Annotated in this window: 17 protein-coding genes; 3 read left to right on the forward strand and 14 right to left on the reverse strand. The window is 56.3% G+C overall.

Features of this window, described 5'->3' with window-relative positions; translation table 11 throughout:
- Nucleotides 1-145 precede the first annotated feature (145 nt).
- Nucleotides 146-481 carry a type II toxin-antitoxin system RelE/ParE family toxin gene (locus tag ABWQ00_RS07970; protein WP_353238137.1) on the forward strand — a complete coding sequence of 112 codons (336 nt, stop codon included), beginning with the start codon at nucleotides 146-148 and terminating at the stop codon, nucleotides 479-481.
- Nucleotides 478-810: a helix-turn-helix domain-containing protein gene (locus ABWQ00_RS07975; RefSeq protein ID WP_353238192.1), complete on the forward strand. Its 333-nt coding sequence runs from the start codon at nucleotides 478-480 to the stop codon at nucleotides 808-810. The genes ABWQ00_RS07970 and ABWQ00_RS07975 overlap by 4 nt, the downstream gene beginning before the upstream one ends.
- 148 nt (nucleotides 811-958) lie before the next feature.
- Here the strand turns inward: ABWQ00_RS07975 and ABWQ00_RS07980 are convergent, their stop codons facing one another.
- Entirely contained in the window at nucleotides 959-1417 is a 459-nt protein-coding gene (locus ABWQ00_RS07980; RefSeq protein ID WP_353238138.1) for a hypothetical protein, read from the reverse strand.
- Between ABWQ00_RS07980 and fliB the strand changes: the two genes are divergently transcribed.
- A complete protein-coding gene (gene fliB / locus ABWQ00_RS07985) occupies nucleotides 1409-2821 on the forward strand; it encodes a flagellin lysine-N-methylase (RefSeq protein ID WP_353238139.1) in 1413 nt (470 codons plus the stop codon). The genes ABWQ00_RS07980 and fliB overlap by 9 nt on opposite strands.
- Nucleotides 2822-2864: 43 nt before the next feature.
- On the opposite strand, the gene ABWQ00_RS07990 is transcribed toward fliB, so the two are convergent.
- From ABWQ00_RS07990 to ABWQ00_RS08050, 13 genes are all read right to left on the reverse strand, one after another.
- Nucleotides 2865-3701 (reverse strand): flagellin N-terminal helical domain-containing protein, encoded by an 837-nt coding sequence (locus ABWQ00_RS07990; protein WP_353238140.1) that lies wholly within the window; start codon nucleotides 3699-3701, stop codon nucleotides 2865-2867.
- A gap of 129 nt (nucleotides 3702-3830) precedes the next feature.
- A complete protein-coding gene (locus ABWQ00_RS07995) occupies nucleotides 3831-4640 on the reverse strand; it encodes a flagellin N-terminal helical domain-containing protein (RefSeq protein WP_353238141.1) in 810 nt (269 codons plus the stop codon).
- A gap of 161 nt (nucleotides 4641-4801) precedes the next feature.
- Complete coding sequence (locus ABWQ00_RS08000; RefSeq protein WP_353238142.1) at nucleotides 4802-5179, reverse strand: flagellar protein FlaG; 378 nt, start codon at nucleotides 5177-5179, stop codon at nucleotides 4802-4804.
- A gap of 151 nt (nucleotides 5180-5330) precedes the next feature.
- Nucleotides 5331-6392, reverse strand: a complete 1062-nt coding sequence (locus ABWQ00_RS08005) for an STAS-like domain-containing protein (RefSeq protein WP_353238143.1) — start codon at nucleotides 6390-6392, stop codon at nucleotides 5331-5333.
- Between the two features lie 102 nt (nucleotides 6393-6494).
- A complete protein-coding gene (gene fliD, locus ABWQ00_RS08010) occupies nucleotides 6495-8078 on the reverse strand; it encodes a flagellar filament capping protein FliD (protein WP_353238144.1) in 1584 nt (527 codons plus the stop codon).
- Between the two features lie 85 nt (nucleotides 8079-8163).
- Nucleotides 8164-9078 carry a flagellar hook-associated protein FlgL gene (flgL, locus tag ABWQ00_RS08015; RefSeq protein WP_353238145.1) on the reverse strand — a complete coding sequence of 305 codons (915 nt, stop codon included), beginning with the start codon at nucleotides 9076-9078 and terminating at the stop codon, nucleotides 8164-8166.
- Between the two features lie 11 nt (nucleotides 9079-9089).
- Entirely contained in the window at nucleotides 9090-11597 is a 2508-nt protein-coding gene (gene flgK / locus ABWQ00_RS08020) for a flagellar hook-associated protein FlgK (RefSeq protein ID WP_353238146.1), read from the reverse strand.
- A complete protein-coding gene (locus ABWQ00_RS08025) occupies nucleotides 11594-12058 on the reverse strand; it encodes a rod-binding protein (protein ID WP_353238147.1) in 465 nt (154 codons plus the stop codon). Before ABWQ00_RS08025 ends, flgK begins: the two co-directional genes overlap by 4 nt.
- 19 nt (nucleotides 12059-12077) lie before the next feature.
- Nucleotides 12078-13202 (reverse strand): flagellar basal body P-ring protein FlgI, encoded by a 1125-nt coding sequence (locus ABWQ00_RS08030; protein ID WP_353238148.1) that lies wholly within the window; start codon nucleotides 13200-13202, stop codon nucleotides 12078-12080.
- Between the two features lie 17 nt (nucleotides 13203-13219).
- Nucleotides 13220-13942: a flagellar basal body L-ring protein FlgH gene (locus ABWQ00_RS08035; protein WP_353238149.1), complete on the reverse strand. Its 723-nt coding sequence runs from the start codon at nucleotides 13940-13942 to the stop codon at nucleotides 13220-13222.
- A gap of 8 nt (nucleotides 13943-13950) precedes the next feature.
- Nucleotides 13951-14736 carry a flagellar basal-body rod protein FlgG gene (flgG, locus tag ABWQ00_RS08040; protein ID WP_353238150.1) on the reverse strand — a complete coding sequence of 262 codons (786 nt, stop codon included), beginning with the start codon at nucleotides 14734-14736 and terminating at the stop codon, nucleotides 13951-13953.
- Between the two features lie 25 nt (nucleotides 14737-14761).
- A complete protein-coding gene (locus ABWQ00_RS08045; protein WP_353238151.1) occupies nucleotides 14762-15523 on the reverse strand; it encodes a flagellar basal body rod protein FlgF in 762 nt (253 codons plus the stop codon).
- 41 nt (nucleotides 15524-15564) lie between these two features.
- Nucleotides 15565-17907 carry a flagellar hook-basal body complex protein gene (locus tag ABWQ00_RS08050; protein ID WP_353238152.1) on the reverse strand — a complete coding sequence of 781 codons (2343 nt, stop codon included), beginning with the start codon at nucleotides 17905-17907 and terminating at the stop codon, nucleotides 15565-15567.
- Between the last annotated feature and the right edge of the window lie 12 nt (nucleotides 17908-17919).

The raw sequence follows: 17919 nt of genomic DNA on the forward strand, positions 1-17919 counted from the left end.
ACATGGCCAAAACCGAGGATGAACCTTTTCAAGCAAACCGCGTGCCAGCTTTTCTTTAGCCTAAATCAACATTTATTTGCATATAAATTCGTGAAAATTCAAAAAAATAAGTGCTTCCTGGTCGAAAACGGCAAAAAATTGTTTTTTGGTATCGGCTGAAAGTCGGTCAAAAACGGCAAATCGGCAATGCGTTGCCGTCAGGCGGCAAGGCTTAGGGTGTCGCGATGACAGGGTGATGGATCAAGCGGGCCTGGAGCCGGAGGACTGGAAACCATTCGATGTCGTGAGCACTGGTACCCAGGAAATCCGCATCAGGGACAGCAGCGGAATCTTTTGGGTAATGTCTGTCGCCAAGTTCGAGGAAGCGGTTTACGTACTGCATTGCTTCCAAAAAAAGACGCAGGCATCCGGCAAGCAAGACAAGGACATTGCCGAGGCGCTTTACCGCGCTGTGGTCAACGCGAGAAAGGCAAAAAACTGAAGATTGATACTGAAATCCGCCATGTGACGAAACCGGGCGCGAACCTGTTCCTGGAACTCGGATTTTCTGCCGAGGAAGCCAAGCGGCTGCAGACCGCTTCGCACAAGCAGATCAATGACACGCGTCAGCTCAAGGAGCAATTGATGTCGGAATTGGCCGACTGGATTGAGCAGCATCACCTCAAGCAGGCTGAAGCGGCGAAAATTCTGATGGTGTCGCGCCCGCGTGTGTCCGACGTAGTGAACAAGAAAACGGCCAAGTTCACGATCGATACCTTGGTCGAGATGCTCAATAGGGTGGGAAAGCCTGTCAGGTTGGCCATCGGCTGAGATTTAACATCATCTGCCACGAGAGACCCAACCGTGTCTTGCCTCGCGATCACAGGGAGGGCGATGGATCGCTTCGTGCCTAGCCATCACGGGTCAAAAGTCACTGCGAGGAGCGCAGCGACGCGGCAGTCCATGACCCCCCTGGAAATCAAGCCACCTTGAGCGCCGGCTTGACGCCGACTTGCTGCAGCGCGTTGAACTCGGCCAGCAACTGAGGGTCTTGGGGGTGGTTGGCCAGACCCTGGGCCGTGACGGTCATGGCGCGGACATCGTCGCCCTGACAACGCAAGACGCGCACCCACTGGCCCCAAGTCACAGCTTGTGCGGCGTGGCCTTGCAAGCTGATCAACTTCTCCAGCGCGACGCTGGCAGCGGGCCAGTCTTGGCGCACTTGAGTGACTAAGGCGCGGATGACCAAGATGTCTTCGCTTTGCGGAAATCGCTGCAACGCCTCATGCGACAACAAGTCTGCTTCGGCCAGGCGGTCTTGGCCGACCAGATCGGCAATGGATTGCCGGATCTTGGTGGGGCTGAGCTCTTGGGTGGCGCTGGTGAGCAGCGCTGAATAAGCAGTTTTGGCCAAAAATGCGGGTGCAGCATGCAACATAACGTTGCTCCTTGTGATGAAAGCGGCAAGAGGTTGCCAAATGAATTGCTGAGTTCATTAAGCAAATCATGTGCCCGTTTTGTTGTGCAAAAGGCTAGAAATTTTGTCATCTATAAATGGCATCAAAGTTGCTTGAAAAAAATTAAATCAATCAGCAAACAAATTATGAGCACAATTCATCCGACCAAGACCGTTCAATCTGTCCAACCCAAGTACACCAGCCGCTTTTCTTGCATTGGACCTGATTGCGAAGACAATTGCTGCACGGGCTGGGCGGTCTCGATCGATAAAAAGACTTACAACACTTACCGTCAGAGTCAACATCCTGCGCTTGCAGAGCGATTTGACACCAAGGTCAAAAGGACTCGGTCACTGTCGAGTGACAAACAATATGCGCGCATTGAGATGAATCCTGGAACACGGGCTTGCCCGTTCATGGAGGAAAAGCTTTGTGGTGTGCAGCGTGAATTGGGGGAGGACAAGCTGTCGGATACGTGTGCAACTTACCCGAGAAACCATGTTTTGGTCGATAAGGTACATGAGCAATCTTTGACCTTGTCTTGTCCGGAGGCAGCTCGATTGGCGCTGCTGCATTCTGACGCCTTCGATTTTGTAGAGAGTCCAACCACTGTCCGTCCAGACGTTGTCGAACATATGCGCCCCAAGCACGGGCTGTCACCGGAAATGATGAGAGGGATTCGTATATTTGCCCTGCAACTGATTAAAAATGAGAGCCTGTTGCTATGGGAGCGTCTGGCTGTGTTGGCAATTTATTGTGAGAACTTGACCCAGATCATTCAAACATCTGGTCATGCAAAAATCCCTGCCATGCTCGAAGAAATGGATGCCATGATGAGCAGTGGTGGCATAAGAGAGGCACTGGCGCCCCTGTCGCCGGATCACGTTACCCAAGTCGAAGTTTTTTCAAATCTTTGGCAGCTCAAGATCAAGAGGCAACTGACGCCCGTTCAGGAGCAGGTACAAAAAGCCATTGCCAATGGGTTGGGTGCCGATCCAATCAGTCACGAAGTCAGTCGAGAGCGACTGGTTGAGCGCTATCGACAAGGTGTCACCCAATTGCCATTGGCACTCAAAGAGGTCCCGTTCTTTCTGGAACACTACCTCATCAATGAGATGTTTCGGGAGATGTTCCCATTTCGCGAAAGTTCGGCTGACGCGCATTACCTGCGACTGGTCACCCGTTTTGGTTTGGTGCGTTTCATGCTGGCAGCACAGTGCACTGACATCAATGATTTGCCTTCGCCGGCTCAAATGGCAAGAACTGTTCAGGTATTCAGTCGCCTTTACCAGCATGATTCGAATTTCGCATCACTTGTTGATACAGCGCTGAAGAACACCGGTTGGAATTCGCTCGAAAAAATTTACCGTTTCTTGCGTACCTGAGAATCTGACAAGTACAACCGGCCGATCGAACATCCGCTGGCCATCAGCGCAAAAGCGCCAGGACGTACATGGGTTGCTGATTCGCCTGCGAGAGCATGGCCATCCCTGCTTGGTTCAGGATCATGGCGCGTGCCATTTCGGCCGTGGCCTGTGCATAGTCCGTGTCCATGATCCGGCTGCGCGAGACAGAACTGTTCATCGACACATTGGTGGCGTTGTCAGCTGCGTAGGTCAAACGGTTCATCATGGCGCCCCATTTGCCACGCTCAGTGTCTATTTGGCTGATGGCATCGTCAATGGCAGCCAGACTGCTTTGAGCATCCGCCGCGACGGCAATACTTGTGGAGCCGCTGTTGAGCACTGTCGTGACATCAGCAGTGTTGAGTGAGGCCAAAGGCAGGCTGATTGATTCAGCACTGCCAGAGCCCACCTGGAAACTGACCGATCCCCCCCCCACACCACCGGCCAGTAAGTTCATGCCATTCCATGTCGTGTTGCTGATGGTGTCACCCAGTTGCGTTTGCAAACCGCTGAATTCTAGCTGCAGTGCATCGCGATCAGGCGTGTCGTTTGTGCCGTTTGCCGACTGTATGGCCAATTCGCGCATTCTTACCAGCATCATCGTGATCTGACTGGTTGCGGCATCAGCCGTCTGCAGCATGGAAATACCATCATTGGCATTGCGTACAGCTTGATTCAAGCTGCGGATTTGCGTAGTCATCTTGTTGCCAATGGTCAAGCCTGCTGCATCGTCTGCTGCCGTGTTGATCCGCTGTCCGGTGGACAACTGGGCCATTGATTTTTCAAGCGACTTCTGGTTGTGTACCAGTGCGTATTGCGACGCAGTGGCGGCGATATTGGTGTTGACGACGTTACCCACGGCGGCCTCCTGTGGTGCTGAAGAAATGAGCAGGTGGGCTCAGACCCCAAAGGGGCGTTGGAAAATAGCTTCAACCCGCCAAGACAAAAAGCCCGAATGGGCTTTTTGCCATCAAGTCACATTTCGTGTTCAGCTCAACAACTTCAGGACCATTTGTGGCTGCTGGTTGGCTTGTGCCAGCATCGCTGTGGCCGCTTGAGCGATGATTTGGGTACGGGCCAGCTCGGTGGTGGCCGAGGCGTAATCAGTATCCTGTATGCGGCTGCGGGATGCCGAGGTGTTTTGCGAAATATTGGCCAGGTTATCGGCAACGTAAGACAATCGGTTGATTGTTGCCCCCATGGTTGATCGTGCAGTATCAACATCGGTAATTAAGCCATCGATTACACCAATCTCGGTGCTAGCTTTAGCAAGAGTCTTTAAATCTCCTGTAGTAGCAATATCAGTTTTCAAATCTGTTGGAGTCCATTCCAATACCTCAGCTGCGCTTGCACCGACCTGAAACTTAACAGCAGTTGTAGTGTTTAAAACCCCTTGACCATTCCATTTTGTATTGTCGGCAATGGCTGTAATTTGATCCGCCAGCGCTTGGTATTCCTCGTCCAAGGAGAGGCGATCGGCAGAGTCGTTATAAGTTCCGTTGGCTGACTGGACAGCCAGTTCACGCATGCGTTGCAGCATGTTGGTGATTTCTTTGGTGGCGCCTTCTGCCGTCTGCAGCATGGAAATGCCATCGTTGGCGTTGCGCACGGCCTGGTTCAGGCCACGAATCTGTGCGGTCATTTTGTTGGAAATACCCAAGCCTGCAGCATCGTCTCCAGCGCTGTTGATTCGGCTGCCAGTGGACAGTTGCTCCATGGCTTTGTTCATGGAACGGTTGTTGACGGTCATTGCATTTTGAGCAACGATCGATTTCACGTTGGTGTTGATCACTGACATGGTCTTACTCCTTGAAGAGGTTTATTTCAAAAGGTTGGCAGGAACCCGAAGGGAGTAGGACCTGCCTGTTTGTTACAGAGACTCTGAAGTGAATCCCTGTTAATGAGTGATTCGGAGGCTGCTGAAAAAGCTTGAGGACTTTTTGCGTTTTTTTGCAAACTTCAAGACTTATCGTCTTGCAGCAAGCCCTTCATGTCGTCCAGGTTGTGGGCGAGACGTAAGGCGGTTTCGCTTGGGATCTGGCGCACCACTTCGCCCTCGCGGTTTTTCACCGTCAGCACCACCTTGTTGGCCACGTCGTCCACACTGAAGCTCAGGTCGCGTCCATTTTTCGCCATTTGTTGGTTCAGCTTTTCGCTGGTTTCTTGCAGGGTGCGACGGGTTTCTTGCGGATCGGGTTTGTTATCGACCGCAGGTTTGACCTCTGCTGGGCCTGGCGGCGCAGGCTTTACCTCGGCCGCGCGTGCAGCGGGCATGGCAGCAGCAGCTGCTGCAAGTGCAGGTGCGCGTGGTGCGCTGGGTTGGATGTCGTTGCTCATGGCTAGGTCCTTTGTCTGGCCCCCGCTGACAGTGCTGACATGTGGCAAGCTGCGCATGCAGCCCACCAATTTGGGGGTTTCGTCACCATGACTCGGCCGCTCAGCCGGGAACTTGAGGGGTTTTTTGAAAAAATCGGCAATTATTTGCCGGTTATGCCTTGTGGCCACCAAACAGGTTGACCAACTTGGCCACCTCGAGGCTCATGCCCATGGTTTTGAGTCGTATGTGCGGGTGGGCTGTGGCAAAGACACGGAATACCTCGTCCACAAAAGCCTGGCCCACATGGACCACGCCTTCAAAGTCGAGGATCACGGTCTTGAACTGGGTGGCGCGGTTCATCACCCATTTGGCTTGCGAACGCGACACCAGCTCACTGCTCAGCTGTGCCAAGCGAACCGGGATTTCTGTGGTGTGAAAGGCCTCGCCGGGTTCGGCATCGCCCACATTGCTGGACTCAAAATATTTGAAATACACATCATTGCCCGTGCGGGTGCTGTCAAGCGCAATGGCCATGCGCACCACCGTTTGCGCTTGGGCGGGTTTGAGCTGCGCGCTGGCATCGATCCAGTCAAAACGGGGCAGAGGAGCACTGGCCTCATTCGGGTCAAAACGCAAGCCGAACGACTCAATGGCAAAGCCGTCCATCATGCGCGACGACACAAAAATACCCATGCCCGAATGGCCCAAAGGCGCGGTGGTGTACTTGCCCTTGGCCAGCTCCAAAATGGCCAAGCGCGGGTCAAACAAATCGGCGGCTTTGGCGATCTTTCGGAAAATGCCCTCGCCGTCATCGGCCACCAACATTTGCAGATGCCCGTCTTGCACATGCATGCCCATCACCACCTGCTGCCCGTTGGAATGGTCGAGGGCGTTGTTCAGCATTTCGGTGAACGCGGTGTAAGCCAGGTTTTTGACGTTGCCCTGCTGGTCCGCCAGCAAAGCCGCCAAATGCTGTTCCCACACCACCATCTCGCCGCCGCGCCGAACGATTTCGGCAAGGGGTTCCACCCGTAACCAAAACCGTTTGTCGCCCAAGCTGTAGGTTTGCCGGGTGCCCGTGCCATGGCGCTGCAAATAGCCCGCATCGGCCAGCTTTTTGATACGCCGCGAAACCGCCACCCGCGTCAAACCCGTTTGCTCGGTCGCTGCGGTGGCCATGGTGCCGCCTTGGGGCGCACAGCTCAAGATAATTGCATCGTTGACGTCCAGCATTTGTATCTCGCGTAGATATTCAATAATTTAATATTGTATATCTGGAGATATTTTATTGTTCAGCCTAGGTTTGCTGATGAATCCTGGCTGGTGTCAGCGACATCAGTTGCCGTAGGCCTTCATCATGCCTTCAAAGGTGCCTTTGAGGCCCTCACGCATGCTGTTGCTGTTGCCCACAATGCTTTCCATCACACTGAACTGGCTCATGTAGCGGGCCATGAGTTTTTCCATGCGCTCGTTGAGTGCGGTCAGTTCTTCTTTGTATTTGCTTATTTGGGTGGTGGCGTTTTTGCTCTGGGTCTCGATCAGGCCCGTTGACAACAGCATTTTTTCGATGCTGTTGACGGCGCCGGGTGCCAAGCCTCTTGGGGAGGGGTTGTAAATGCTTTGGTTATTGGTGCCGCCGCTGAACATGGTGGACACTTCGCCAAAGTGGTTTTGTAAGGCCGTGTCGAGTTTGGCTTCGTCCAAGGTGAGTTTTCCAAACCGATCGATGCTCAGACCGACATCGCGCGCTGCCTTGATGGTGGTGCCGGGGGTGGTCGAGGTGCTGGTGATCATGGCGCGCACTTGGCTGCGCACACTTTGCAGCAAGCTTTCGCCTGCCAGGATGCCACCAAATTCTTCGACTTCGTTGGCTCTGTCGCCCAAAATTTTCAGGGTTTTTTCAAAGTCGTTGTAAGCGGTCACCAGACCTTTGATGTTGTCTTTGATGCCGGCGGTGTTGCGGTTAAGGTCCAGGCGGGCTGCGCCTGTGGTGTTGGTGAAAAGGTCGAGCGTGACGCCTTTAATGACGTCGTTGACGGTGTTGCTGCTTCGGGTGACGGTCAGGCCATTGACTTTGAAACTGGCGTCGGTCGCGGTTTGGAGCGGTTGATAAAAAACCGGGACTGTAGCCTCTGCATTGAGGTCCGTCACACCTTCTAATGAAGTATTTGGCGGCAATTTCCAAATGTCGTCAACTTTCTGCAATTCAACAATTTCTTGAGTGCCTGAACGCTTGAAGCTTAAGGTAACCGACGTAGCCGAGGGCGCATCTGAAATACGAACTTCATGATTGTTGTTGGTCGGTACTTTGACGTTTGTTAGCATGTTCGGGGCAGTGGACATGCTGAAATTTTTTGCGGCGCCGGTTTCCCCGGTCAGCACGATTTGGTGCACGCTACCGGTGTTGATCAGTTGTGCCGTCACGCCCTGTTTTGCGCCGTTGATGGCGCTGACAATGCCAGCCGGAGTGGTGGTTTTGACCGCTATGGGGAACAAGGGTGAGTTGCCCACGGTCAAATTCAGGTTAAAAGGTGCACCTTCGTTGAGCGTAGTATTTTCACCGGCGAAAGTGATGCTGGCAGTGCGCTGGGCTAGTGCGGTTTGCAGCACTTCAATACTGTAATTGCCCGCTTCTGCTGTGCTGCTGGCGGTGATGCCAAAGGCGGCAGGCTGGGTATTGCTGGGCTGGATGGAGCTGAAGTCGCTGGCGTCGTTGAGCATGCTAAAGGCTTGTTGGAGCGCCAGAAGCTCGGATTTAACGAAGCCGTAGCCAGAGATACGGGCCTCTGATTTTGCAATCTTCTCGTCGATGCGCTCTTTTTTTGGCGTTTTTTCGGCGTCCACCAGACTTTGGGCCAGCGCTTTGACGTCGATGCCGGAGCCGGCGCCGAGGGTGTTGACAATGCTGCTGGTGGCCATAAAGGTGTGCTTTGCGGAGGAAGAAGTGGTTTGGCTTGTCTAAGGTATCGGCCCAAAGCCTCAAGGCTTGAGACAGCAAGCAAATTCAGCCACGGAGGTAATCAAAAAGTGTCAATCCCGAGATCTTGGAAAAGCTGCCCATGGCCGCTTCGAGCCCCATGATCTCTTTGTTCATGCGGGTCACGGCCTCGGTGTAGTCCAGGTCTTCAATTTCAGACAGGGTGGATTTGATGCGCAGCTGGGTTTCTTCGAGCACGTCTTTTTGGGCCATCAACACCTGCTGGTCTGAACCGTTTTGTGCTTGAGACAGCGTCAAAGTGTTGTGCATTTGAGTCACATCGGCAATGCCGCGCTGAATGCCATTGTTTTGGCTGTTTTGGGTGGCATGGATCATTTGGTCCAGCGCATCGAAAAAGCCCACCGGTGGCCCGTCGCTGCGCACCACGCGGTTGAACACATCGGTGCCTGCTCGGGTGAATTGCACTGTGCGCTCCACACCCGCAGGGATGCGGGTTTGGGTTTGGTCGCCTTTGTATTCCACTTTGCCAGAGCCGTTTTCAGCAAAGGCAGGGGTGTTGACCCGTGTGCCCGAAAACAAATAGTTGCCGCTGTCGTCGCGGCTGTTGCCCAAGCTGAGAAGTTGATCGCGCAGGGCTTTCATTTCGACCACAATGGCTTTGCGGTCGTCGGGGCCCAGGGTGTCGTTCGCTGCTTGCAAGCCCAGCTCTTTGAGACGAATCAAAATGTCATTGGAGGCCGACAGGGCGGTTTCTTCGGCGGTGTAGCGGCGCATGGCCACGTCCAGCGTGCGGATGTGGCTGTCTTGCCGCTCAACTTCCCCCTTGAGCCGCTGAATGGCGGCGGCTTGGTCTGGGGCTGCACTGGGCGACAAAATTTGTTTTCCCACGGCCATTTGGGCTTGGGTGGTTGCCAGTTTGTTCTGGATGGTGCTCATGCGCTCGGTGGCGCGGTCAAACAAGAACGAGGTGGAAATTTTCATGAGACCGTCCCTCAGCGAATTTGCAGGATGCTGTCAAACAGCGCCATGGCCGTTTGCATGACTTTGGCGTTGGCCTGGTAGGCCTGTTGGAAGCGCACCAGGGCCGAGGCTTCTTCGTCCAGGCTCACGCCGCTGATGCCGTCGCGTGCTTCTTGGGCCTGTTGGTAGACCACTTGAAGGGCTTGTTCCGCGATGGCGGCTTGGCGCGCCACGTTGCCAACTTGGTTGACCCGTTCGATGTAGGCCTCGGTGATGGTCAGGCCACCGGGCATGATGCGTTCACTTTCCAAAGCCACCAGAGCCAGCATGGTTTCGTTGTTGCCGATGCCATCGCGGTTGTTGTCGATGGTGAACTCGTCCCCTTTTTTGGGCGCAGTTGAAAACTCTAATTTCAGGCCCCGGTAGCTCAAGCTGGGCGTGGCCGACAGGGGGTCGGGCACCAAGTTTCTTTCTGCCAAGACCGACTGGGTGCGGGTGTCGATGATTTGGTAGCGGCTGTCACTGGTGAAGCTGACCTTGAGCTCAGAGGCCCGCAGGGCTTGCTTCATGTCGCCCGCAATGTCGGTGAACTGGGCCTGCACGCTGACGCTGCTGGTGGCATTGGCGGGGATGGCGGTGTCGGTGACAAAGACCAACAGGTCGTCAGGCGTCGTGCCTTCGATGCTGAGCGTGGTGTCAAAGCCCAGGCGCTTCAAGTCTGCGGGGGTGCCATTGGCTCCCAGCCCCAAACGGATGTCTTGCGTGGTGTTGCTGGTCGGGCGGCTGAGCACCAGTTTGCCATCTTGGATGGATGCGGTGATGCGGCTGGCCACCGGGTCATTCGCGGTGGCGGTGTTCAACCAGTTGACGACGGAGGCCAACGTCAATGGTCCGCTCAATGCGGGTAAGTTTTGACCATTCAACTGAAAGGTGTTGGCGGCGATCGGGTCTGCGGAGCCGACGAAGGTGTTGCCCGTCAGCTTGGCGGCCACTGCCAGCGGCGCCTGGGCTTCACCTGTGGTGGCATTGAATTGCTGCATCAGGCTGACGCTGGCTTTGGCACCCATGAAGATGTCCATGCCCAAATAAGTAGCAGGCGCTGTGCGGTTCAGGGTTTGGGTGCTGTAAGTGGCCCCTACCTCCATGCCACTGCTGGTTTTGAGCATCAGACCCTGCTGCGTGTCATTCAGGGCGCTGCCGATCAGGTGGCGGCCATCCCGAGTCAGCACTTGCAGGGTTTGGCCTGGTCCGGGTGTTTGCAGAGTCAAGGCCAGATTTTTTGTCCCGATCGGGATCAGACCCAGGCTGGTGAAGCCTTGGCTGGCTTCAATGGTGACGCTGGGCAGGGTGGCAATTTGGGGTGCTTTGGCCAACGCGAGGTCGCCACGCAATTGTGTGGGCCCCGAAAACTGCTGCGGCGTGTAAGCCACTCGGGCTTGTGCAGAACCGCTGTTGAGGGGGTTATCAATGACCCTGAACTGTCCCGCAGCGGCTACTCGGTTGGCGTCTTGAACCACCAGGTTCATGCCCGAGGCTTGGCCGGATTTTTCTGTGGCAAAGCCAAACAGGTCTCCGCCGAGTTGGCCTTCGGCGTCAACCCCATCCCGGTGGACCAAGTTGACTTCGCGCACCATCGCGGTGGCCAAGTTGTCCAGAGAGTCGCTGGCCGGGTTGAGCACTTGGTCGCGAAAACTCATCACCCCGCCAATTTTGCCGCTGGCAATGCCGGGCATGGTTTCGGGCTTGCCATAGGCGTCAATGACAAATTCGAGTCGGCCTGTTTCGATGTTCGATTGCAGAACGTTGATTTCGCGCGAGATGTTTTGGTTGACCAAAATGCCCTGGTCCAGGGTGTCGCCCACGCTGACGATGACGGCGCCGTTGGTCTCAAAACGGGTCTTGATGGCCACCAGGCTCGACAACTCTCGCAACAGCAAGTCGCGCTGGTCCAGCAACTCGGAGGGCTGGCTGGCCTCTGAGCTGTTTTTGGACAGTTGTTTGTTCATCTGGGCCAGCTGCGCAGTCAAGGCATTGATTTGGCCCACGTCGGTCTCTACCGATTGGCGGGTTTCTTTGTCCAGCAGGTCGAACTGACCGGCCAGTTGGCGGAATCGGGCGGCCAGGCCATCGGCGTCGCGCAAAAAGATGCTGCGCGAGACGACTGAGGCCGGGTCGGTGGCCAGATCGCGTGCAGATTCAAAAAACAGGTTCATGGCCGTGGTCAGGCCAATGCTCTCGTCGCCCATCACGTCGATCAGGCGGTTCACATAAGAGAGAAGGGGTTTTTGGCTTTCCAGATCGCTGTTGCTGTTGCGCAAATTCGATTCAACAAAAGCATCGTATTGGCGTTGCACTCTGTCAAAACGAGCGCCTGTGCCCAAATAGCTGTTACCGATTTGGCGTGGCTGGTTGGCCGTGAGCGAAACATCTTGGCGGGTGTAGCCATCGGTGTTGACGTTGGCGATGTTGTTGGACACCGTGGCCAAGGCCCGCTGGTAGGCCGTGACACCCGAGCTGCCAATGCTGAGCAAGTCACTCATGGCTGACCTTTGAGCTTAAAGCCGTTAGGGCGTTCAAGCTGGTAGGCCTCAATGGCCGCGGGCTTGAGCGACATCGGGTGGCGTGTTGGGTTGAGCGGGAGGTGTGGCGCCACTGTCGGCTGGCGCATCTGCAGGGCGTCTTGTGTGCTGAGCGCCTGGGCTTGGTGCATTTGGCGCTCGAGCATGTCGGCCATGCCCATGCCACCCCGTTTGGCCATGCTGAGGGACACTTCTTTGTCCATCAGGTCTTGGTACATCTCCATGTTGCCGCCATCGACCAAATCGCTTTTTTCGATGGATTCGCGCATGGTTTTCATCATCTGCTGGATGAAATAAGCCTCGAACTGTTCAGCCGTCTTGCGGATGGCTTTGCTCGGATCGCGTGCGGCATCACCCTTCAACTGTGCCAAGGCACTGAAGTCCAGATAGGTGCTGGAGTTGGTGGAGGTGATGTCGTTCATGGTCTTGGCTCAAGGGCGATCAGATGATGATCAGTTCGGCCCGCAGGCTGCCTGTGCTTTTGAGGGCTTCGAGGATCGCGATCAGGGCAGAAGGGGTAGCCCCCACTTGGTTGACGGCGTCGACCACCTGACGCAAATCCACGCCGGGCTGGAACAAGAACATCGGGTTCTTGGGCTCGGTCACCGCAATGTTGGCGTTTTGAACGGCCGCTGTTTGGCCCTGGCTGAGGGGGTTGGGCTGTGAGACTTCGTTGGTGGCGGCAATGGCCACCGAGATGGTGCCGTGGGCGACGGCTGAGGCGGTGACCCGCACATTGCGGCTGATCACGACTGTGCCGGTGCGGGAGTTGACCACCACGCGGGCAGGCGGCTCGCCGGGCACCACATCAAGGTTTTCGACCATGCTCATGAAGGCCACGCGTTGTGACACATTGGTCGGTGCCCGAATGGCCAGTGACATGCCGTCGATGGCTCGCGCTGTGGCGTCACCAAAGTTTTTGTTGATGGCGTTGACGATGGCCGTGGTGGTGGTGAAGTCGGCCTCTCGCACATTCATGACCACGTATTCAGAGGTCTCGAAGGGGTTGTCGACGATGCGCTCGACAGTGCCACCGTTAGGAATACGACCTGAGGTGGGCACGCCGATGCTGACTTTCGAGCCTGCTGCACTGCTGTCGATGTCGGTGGTGTTCAGGGCACCCTGGGCCATGCCATAGACCTCTCCGTCCACACCCCGCAGGCTGGTCATCAGCAAGTTGCCCCCGCGCAGGCTGGTGGCGCGACCAATGGCCGACACGTTGATGTCGATTTTTTGGCCGGGTTTGGCAAAGCCAGGCAATTCGGCGGTGATCATGACGGCGGCGGCGTTTCGAATGTCCAGACGGCCACTGGTGCCGCCTTGCTCAAAGTCCGACAAGGGGCCGTCGATGTTGACGCCCAATCGGCTGAGCATGGATTTCATGCTTTGGGTGGTGAAGGACACGGTGGCGCCATCGCCCGTGCCTTGCAAGCCCACCACCAAGCCGTATCCGATCAGTTGGTTGCTGCGGCCTGCGGCCACAGAGGCCAAGTCTTTGACGCGGTCAGCCCAGGCGGAGCCACACAGGCTCAGCAACATCAAAAATGAAAAAAGGCGGGATGTCATGTTGTGTGCTTTGAAACTTAAAACGGCCACAGTTTGAGCAAGGCGCTGGTGCCCCAGCCGACTTTGGAGGCGTTGGCCATGTCGCCCGTGCCACGGTAAGAAATTTGTGCATTGGCCAGACGGCGCGACTGGACCATGTTGTTGGGCGAGACATCGTTGGGGCGCAAGATGCCGCTGACTTGGATGATTTCGGAGCCTTCGGTCAAAGCGAGTTGTTTTTCGCCGCGCACCATCAGGTTGCCATTGGCCAGCACTTCGACCACCGTGACCGAGACCGCGCCGTTCAGGGTGGCCAGTTGGTTGGCTTCTCCCAAGCCGATGCTGTCGATTTTGGCCGAGTTGAGGTTCAGACCGTCCAGTGCCCCAGTGCCGTTGGAGCCCAAAACTTTCTCAGGGATGCGCAGGACCTTGGATGTCAAGCCACCGGGGATCATGTCGTTGGAAGATTCGCGGGTGACGTTGCCGCGCTGCTGGCGGTTGGCTTGCGTGGATTCGTTGAGCAGGACGGTGATCAGGTCACCCACACGGTAATTGCGGCTGCGGCCAAAAAAATTGTCGTTTTGGCGGTTGTTGTAAATGGAACCGGTGGTTTCGCGGGGGCGTTCGGCCACGACGGGCAAAACTGGGGCAAATTCTGGCGAGTGCTTCAGCGCGACGGGGGCTGTGGCGCAAGCGCTCAAGCCCAACACCATGCTGACCATGAGCAGCCGTAGAAGGGGGTGAATCGGTGTGTGGGTCATGATCAAGCTCACATGTTGTTGTTCAAGAAGCGCAGCATGCCGTCTACGGCCGAGATGGCTTTGGAGTTGATCTCGTAGGCGCGTTGGGTCTCGATCATGTTGACCATTTCCTCCACCACGTTGACGTTGGAAGCCTCCAGTGCCCCTTGCATCAACTGGCCTGCACCCTCGAGGCCTGGCTGGCCAACCACCGGTGCGCCACTGGCTGCGGTTTGTTTGAGCAGGTTTTGGCCGATGGACTGCAGGCCTGCAGGGTTAGGAAAGCGTGCGATCTGGATTTGTCCGATCACCTCGGCACCGCCACCGGCCGCGGTCTCTACCGACACCGTACCGTCTTGGCCAATCGAAATGCTGGCCACGTTGGCGGGAATGGTGATGCCCGGCTGCAGCAGCGAGCCGTTGGCCGTGACCAATTGACCTGTGGCAGAAAGCTTGAAGCTGCCATCACGGGTGTAGGCGATGGTGCCGTCGGTCTGGGTGATTTGAAAAAATCCTGCGCCTTGTACCGCCATGTCGAGCGCATTCTTGGTGCTCACCATGCTGCCCTGGGTGTGGGTTTTTTCGGTGGACACGATGCGCACACCGGTACCCAGCATCAGGCCCGTGGGCACTTGGGTTTCGGCGCCGGCTTGTGAGCCGGGCTGGCGCAGGTTTTGGTACAGCATGTCTTCGAAGCTGGCCCGGTCGCGCTTGAAGCCCGTGGTGTTCACGTTGGCCAAGTTGTTGGAGATCACCGACATGCGCGTTTGTTGCGCGTCCAGGCCGGTTTTGGCAATCCACATTGAGGCATCCATGGGGAGGTTCCTGTCTTATTGAGGCTTAAGCGGGTTTCATCATGGAGGAGCCGGACTCGTCGAGCGACTTGGTTTCCTTGATGATCTTGATTTGGGTTTCGAAACTGCGCGCTTGGTCCATCAAGCGCGTCATGGCTTCAATGGCGCTGACGTTGCTGCTTTCCAGGGCTTGGGGAATGACCCTGAGCTCCAGACCGCTGACCTCGATGTCGGTGCCATCGGACTTGTCCGCGATCTTGAACAAGCCGTCTTGACGACGCGCCAAACTGACGCCCGAGGCGTCGCGCAAGCGCAATCGATCGATCAGCACATCGGCGGCTGCACCTTCTTGGGCGGGGTTGCGGGCGAAAACACCGCCATCTATGTTCACGTGGACCATCAGGCCTGGTGGGATGGTGATGGGGCCGTTGTCGCCCAAAACCAAATGGCCTGAGCCGTTTTCAAGTTGGCCTTGCATGTTGACCTTGAGGTCGCCACGGCGTGTGAAAGCCAAAACGCCATCGGGGCTTTGCACCGTCAGCACTGCGGCATCGGTCATCGCGATGTCCATGGGGCGACCGGTGGCCATCACCGGACCTGCGTCCATGCGGATCAGGTCTCGGGAAATGGTTTGGGCTTGGTATCGGGTGTCAAAGCCCGGACCTTGAACTTTGACCGACTGCAAGGCCACGTCGTAGCTGCTTTTGAAGCCCACAGTAGAGACGTTGGCCAGGTCGTTGACCAGCACCTGGCGTGCAAGCGCATGCTCTTTGATGGTGGCGTTCGAGGTGAAAACAAGGCGGTCCATGGCGTGTGTGTCTTGCGTTGACTTGTAGGGGTTTCAGTGCATCAAGAACGGATGTTGATGATGGCGCTGGTCATGGTGGAGCTGGTTTCGATGGCCTTGGCGTTGGCCTGGAAGTTCCGCTGAGCAGTGATCAGGTCCACCAGCTCTTGCGTCAAGTCCACGTTGGCGCGCTCGGTGGCACCGGCACGGATCGAGCCGAAACCGGCAGAACCGGCTTCGCCGATTTTGGCTATGCCCGATGTGGCAGAGGCCAAGTAGCTGGCATCACCCACCTGACGCAGACCGGAGGGGCTGGAGAAATTGGCCAGCACGATCTTGCCCAATGAAACCTGGGAGCCGTTGGAGTAAGTGGCATTGACCAGACCGTCCACGCCGATGTTCAGACCCATCAACTCGCCCTCGGGCGCACCGTCTTGCGACTGCGACAACACCGCGAATGCGCTGGAGTATTGGGTGGACTTGGTGAAGTCGATTGACATCGTGAGGGCACCCTTACCGCCTGCCAGGAAGGCGGTTTCAAAGGGCATGCCGGTCAGAGGTGAGATGGGTTTACCGGTCAGGTCAAAGCTCAGTTCGCCGCGGTCCAGGTACACAGGCCACCATTCGGTTTGGGTGGAGAGGCCAGAAGCATCTTCGGTTTGAACGCCGTTTTTGACAAACTGCAATGCGCCGTTTTCGGTGAACTGGGTCAGTTTTTTCCACTCGCTGGTAGAGCCAAATTGCATTTCGGTGTTGGCCAATCCCCAGTCTGCAGAGCCAGTGACTTGGATGGCAGAGTTCTCACCGGCGGTGCCGGTGGTGAAGACAAACTGTTTGGCCTTGGGGTCGAAACTGACCGTTACACCAGAGACTTTGCGGCCAGTGGCGGGGTCTGTTTTGCCGTTGATATTGTCTTGCAGGGCCTTGGCAAAGCTCTCAATGTTGGTGTAAGTGGTGGGGAAGGGCAGTTCCACTTTGAAAGCATAGCCATCGACCGAAACAAAAAAGTCCTTGTTGGCCGATGAGGTGCTGATGCTCTTGGTGGTGTTGATGGTCATGGTCTCGCCGCGCAGAACAGCCGATTCGCTGGGTTTGCCGCGTAATGCTTCATTGGCCGATGCATCGACCTTGAGACCAGTTCCGGTCAAGCCCATGACTCGTTGGGCGTTGTTGTCTGTGGTGACGACTTCAATGCTGGAACTGTCACCCGTGGTGCCAGAGGCGATGGAGAACCTGGCAGTATCAGGGTCAAAAGACACGGTGATACCGAAGCGTGCATTTTTGCGGAACTCGTTCACGTCGGTGGTGGCTGTGTTGTCCGGAGTGTCGGCCAAAGCGCCCAGCGTGTTGTTGATGGCGATTTCAACGTTACGGGCCAGTACCTCAGGATCTTGGTCGCCGGCTTTCATGGTGTATGTGATGGTTTGCGCGGTCGCGGCGTCATCCACTTTGATGTTGAAACTCAAGTTGCCACTCACGGCGTTGACCAACGAGCCGTTGGCAAAACCGGCCGTTGTCAGTGCGGTTCCAATCGCCGTGGCCGGAGTGGATCGGCGAACGTCAGTGAGTTGGTCCAGAGAATACATTTCGGTGGTGCCGGAGCTGGGGACCACGCGGGAATCGCTCTTGGGCAGCACATCGCCATATTTGTTGACAAACAAGGCACCACCCACCTTGTCGGTGGCTTGCTGGAGAGCCGGCTTGACCTGGGTGTCGCCCACAAAAAAGTAGGTCTGCCACTTGGAGCTGGGCGGCGTTTGGTCCTGGCTGGCGTTTTGGGTTTTGGCGTAGTACACCGTGGCCAAGTAGCCGTTACCGCCGCTGTCGTACACCGTCAAGGCGGTGCTTTTGTTGTAGGTGCTGGGGTTGCTGCGGTCAAAGTCGGCCGTGATCACGGCCGAGTCGGCTGGCAAGTTCAGGCCCAGCTGGATTTGGGTGGTTTCGACCGCTTCGCCAGAGGTCTTGGGGGGGATGGTCAGGGCGTTCAGGTCGGTCAAATCGGCTTTGCCGGACGAGTCCACCGAGGCGGCCATCAGGCGTTGGCCGGTGGAGTTGACCACGTTGTTTTGGTCGTTCAAGGTGAACGAGCCGTTGCGGGTGTAAATGTCTTGCAGGCCATCAGGCGTTTTGAGTGGGAAAAAACCGTCACCCGTGATGGCCAGGTCGAGCGAGTTGCCCGATGTCGAGATGTTGCCCTGGCTGAATTCCTGGCTCACCTGCTTGAGTGAAACGCCCTGGCCAATGTTGCTGGAGGACTTTTGCAGGGGTGATGTCGAGAAGATGTCACCAAAGTCGGCGCGTGAGCGTTTGAAGCCCGAGGTGCCCACGTTGGCGATGTTATTGGATGTGACGGCCAACTGGGCGGTGGCTGAGTTCAGTCCGGTGAGCGAGGTATAGAACGACATGCTGGAAGGCTC

Source organism: Limnohabitans sp. (assembly GCF_040400975.1).
Lineage (GTDB): Bacteria > Pseudomonadota > Gammaproteobacteria > Burkholderiales > Burkholderiaceae_C > Limnohabitans_A.